This window comes from uncultured Leptotrichia sp. (genome assembly GCF_938036635.1).
Classification (GTDB): domain Bacteria; phylum Fusobacteriota; class Fusobacteriia; order Fusobacteriales; family Leptotrichiaceae; genus Leptotrichia; species Leptotrichia hongkongensis.
The window spans coordinates 1-4,177 of sequence record NZ_CALHQO010000053.1 but is presented as its reverse complement, the minus strand read 5'-3'; the positions used below and the strand labels follow the sequence as shown (position 1 = coordinate 4,177).

General features: G+C 28.3%; 2 protein-coding genes. Both read right to left on the bottom strand.

Annotated features, from left to right (window positions below):
* Window positions 1-199 precede the first annotated feature (199 nt).
* A complete protein-coding gene (gene pflB / locus Q0370_RS00955) occupies window positions 200-2,431 on the bottom strand; it encodes a formate C-acetyltransferase (protein ID WP_299570856.1) in 2,232 nt (743 codons plus the stop codon).
* Window positions 2,432-2,565: 134 nt separating this feature from the next.
* A complete protein-coding gene (locus tag Q0370_RS00950) occupies window positions 2,566-3,999 on the bottom strand; it encodes a hypothetical protein (RefSeq protein ID WP_299570854.1) in 1,434 nt (477 codons plus the stop codon).
* Window positions 4,000-4,177 lie beyond the last annotated feature (178 nt).

Genomic DNA, 4,177 nt, shown 5'->3' with positions numbered 1-4,177 from the left:
AATAAATTCGTTATTTAAATGGGTTTTGGTATTAAACAGAGTTTAGTTTAAATTATCATATAATAGAAAAGAATGCCGCATAACTCATATTTTATGAAACTATGCGACATTTTTCATATTTTAACAATTTATTGAATTTGCTTAAATTGAATTTGTTTAACAGCTAAATTTAAATTTTAAATTTTTAAACTTTCAAAAATTACATTTTGTTTGAAATTGTTCTGTTAATTACATCTAATTGTTGTTCTTTAGTCAATTTAACGAAGTTTACTGCATATCCAGAAACTCTGATTGTTAATTGAGGATAATTTTCAGGATGTTCCATTGCATCTTCCAACAATTCTCTTCCGAATACGTTTACATTCAAGTGATGTCCTGTTTGATTGAAATATCCATCCATTAATCCAACTAGGTTAGTTTGTTTTTCGTTTGAATTTTTACCTAATGTTTCTGGTGTAATTGCAAATGTGTAAGAAATTCCATCGTTTGCATCTTCAAATGGGATTTTAGCTACTGAGGCAAGTGAAGCAACAGCTCCTCTTGTATCTCTTCCGTGCATAGGGTTTGCTCCTGGCCCAAATGGTGCTCCAGCTCTTCTTCCATCAGGAGTATTTCCTGTTTTCTTACCATATACTACGTTTGAAGTAATTGTTAATACAGATTGTGTTGGAGTTGCATCTCTGTACATTTTATGAGTTCTTAATTTGTTCATAAATCTTCTTGTAATGTCTACTGCAAACTGATCTGTCGCATCGTCATTATTTCCGAATGGAACATAGTCTTTTTCATTGATATAGTCAACTGCATCTCCTTCTTCATCTCTTACAACTTTTACTTTACCATATTTGATAGCTGCCAATGAATCTGCAATGATTGATAATCCCGCAATTCCAAATGCTTCTGTTCTTCTGATATGAACATCGTGCAATGCCATTTCTAACGCTTCATAAGAATATTTATCATGCATATAGTGAATAATATTTAATGATTTAACATAAGTTGAAGCTAACCAGTCTAACACTTTGTCAAGTTTTTCCCATACTTCATCAAATTCAAGATATTCACTCTTAATTGGTTCAAATTGCCCTTCTGGAGTTACTTGTATTTTTAATTTTTCATCTTTTCCACCATTAATTGCATACAATAATGCTTTTGGCAAGTTTACTCTTGCTCCAAAGAATTGCATTTGGTGTCCGATAGTCATTGGAGATACACAGCAGGCAATTCCGTAGTCATTACCAAATTGTGGTCTCATAATGTCGTCGTTTTCATATTGTACTGACGATGTATCTATTGATACTTTAGCACAGAATTTTTTCCAAGTTTCAGGTAATTGTTCACTCCATAAAACTGTTAGGTTTGGTTCAGGCGAAGTTCCCATGTTGTACAATGTATGTAAAATTCTGAATGAGTTTTTAGTAACTAATGATCTTCCATCTTCTCCAATACCACCGATTGATTCAGTTACCCAAACTGGATCTCCTGAGAATAATGCATCATATTCTGGTGTTCTTAAGAATCTGATTATTCTTAATTTCATAACAAAGTGATCCATTATTTCCTGAGCTTCTTTTTCAGTCAAAGTACCTTCTTGCAAATCTCTTTCCAAGAAAATATCTAAGAATGTAGAAGTTCTTCCAATACTCATTGCAGCTCCATTTTGATCTTTTGTAGCGGCTAAGTATGCAAAATATAGCCATTGTACAGCTTCTTTACCATTAGTAGCTGGTCCAGAAATGTCAAATCCATAAGATTCAGCCATTCTCTTTAAAGCATGCAATGCTTTAATTTGTTCAAAAACTTCTTCTCTAAGTCTTATTACATCTTCTGTCATTTCAGCTGGATCCATATTTTTCAATTGATCTTGTCTGTCAGCAATTAATCTATCTACTCCGTAAAGTGCAACTCTTCTATAATCTCCAATAATTCTTCCACGTCCGTAAGCATCTGGAAGTCCAGTTATAATTCCTGTTTTTCTTGCTTTTCTGATTTGATCAGTATATGCTGAGAAAACTCCATCATTATGAGTTTTTCTATATTTAGTAAAAATTTCTTCAGTTTGAGGATCTAGTTCATATCCAAATGCTTCCAAACTGTTTTTTACCATTCTCAATCCACCATTTGGGAAAATTGCTCTTTTTAAAGGTGCATCAGTTTGCAATCCTACAATCTTTTCCAAATCTTTATTAATATATCCTGCTCCATAAGCGTCAATTTGTGAAGGTATTTTAGTTTCAGCATCGTAAATACCTTTTTCTCTTTCTACCTTGAATTTTTCTGAAAGGCTTTTCCATAGTTCAGTAGTAGCTTCTGTTGGTCCTTCTAAAAAGCTGTCATCTCCTAAATACTCAGTGTAATTTAATCTGATAAACTCTGTAACATCAATGTTGTCTTTCCAATTTCCTTCTTTAAATCCTCTCCATGCGTCCATTATTTAACAACACATCCTTTCAATTTATATTATATTTACCATAATTTTGTAATTATTGTAATATCATCTCCACTCTATAATAATTATACCCCAAAAATTTTCAAAAGCAAATATATTTTAGGATTTTTTTAATTCTATAATTTTGATTTTTTACGAAATATTTTTCTATCTTTCTTAAATTCCAAATATTGAAACATCATTGTCCGTAAGTATATCATTTGTTTTAAAATATATGTTCTGCTTTGCAAAGTTCCTTTTTCTTTTCCCAATTCAAAATGATAAATCGGAATGCTTGAAAAATTTCTTATTATGTTTACGAATTTTGAACTTGAAATTAACAATATCTGTTCATAGTCACTATTATCTTTTGTTATAATTTTTTTAAAGCTATTCAGATGCTCGACTCTCACTATTTCTAAAAAATTAAAGACTTTTCGTACTTTATTAAACGTCTTTAAAATCTGATTTTCTTCCAAATCAACTAAAACTAATGTTTTAATTTTAGGCATTTCATCTGGCCGTATATACTGTTTTACAAGTTTTTTATTTAACAAATTTTCATTTTCAAAATTTACAGATGATTCTGCAATACTATAAATCTCAATTTTATCTCTATCTCTTTTTTTCTTCACTTCTATTTTTTTAACTTCTACATTTTTTATACTTTTTTCTAATTCTAAATCTCTATTAATCTGATTTAATATTTTTTCAGGATTTCTTTTCTTTCTGTGTAATTTTTTATAAAATATTGTAAGGAACTTATAATTCATCTTTAGCTTTTCTCTTTTATAAATTTTATCCATCATTATAAAAAACTCTTTATTTTCATCAGTTTCTTTTATCTGGTAATTAAATTTTATATCTGAATTGTGTATATTTAAAAGGAAATACATTAATATTGAATATTTTTCATCCATAGAAATTATATCTGTAAACTGTTCCATATAAATAAAAATAAGCTTTTTTATATATTTGATACTTTTTATTTCCAAAATTTCCTGAAGCATCTTAAAATAAAAATTTTCCTGATATGTACTTTTTCCAATATAAACCTTCTCCATTCTTCTCATTAGCATTTCCTTCAAATGATTTTCTCTCAGTTCTTTAAAATTATAATTCCTGCTTTCAAATAATTTTTCAAGATTTGTTGACTTCGCATATTCTGAATGCTTTATATTGTAAAGTTTTAAGATTTGTTTCAAATCGTTCTGAATGTTTTTAGTATTTTCTTCAGTTCTTCTAATTTGTTTATTAAATTTGTAAATATTTAACTTTTCTTTTCCAAGAAGTAAAATAAGCAGGATAAATTCTCTTCTAAATGACATTTTCAAATTTATGCTTCTATCATTTACTTTAAATAAACTTTCATAATATTTTCCAAAGTAATACAAATAATTTTTACTTTTATGTATTATTCCGTTATTATTTTCACGTAAAAAATTATTTACATGCTCAATTGTGTAATCCAGCCTTTTAAATCCGTATCTTTCCTCCAGTTTTTTCCTATTAACAATTTTAAAATTTAAGACATCTTTCAACAAATCTGTTTCATTAAAATCAATTTCCATTGATTATTTTCACCCCATAATTATTATTCACCTTGCAATACCGATAATTACAAGCATTTTCATAATAACAATTATGAGTTTATTTTTTTAGACGAGATTTTTGACTTTCTTGTTTGCTAAAAATACCCCTTAAATACTGGATTTGAACAATTTATAAAAATTAATTTAAAATTAAATG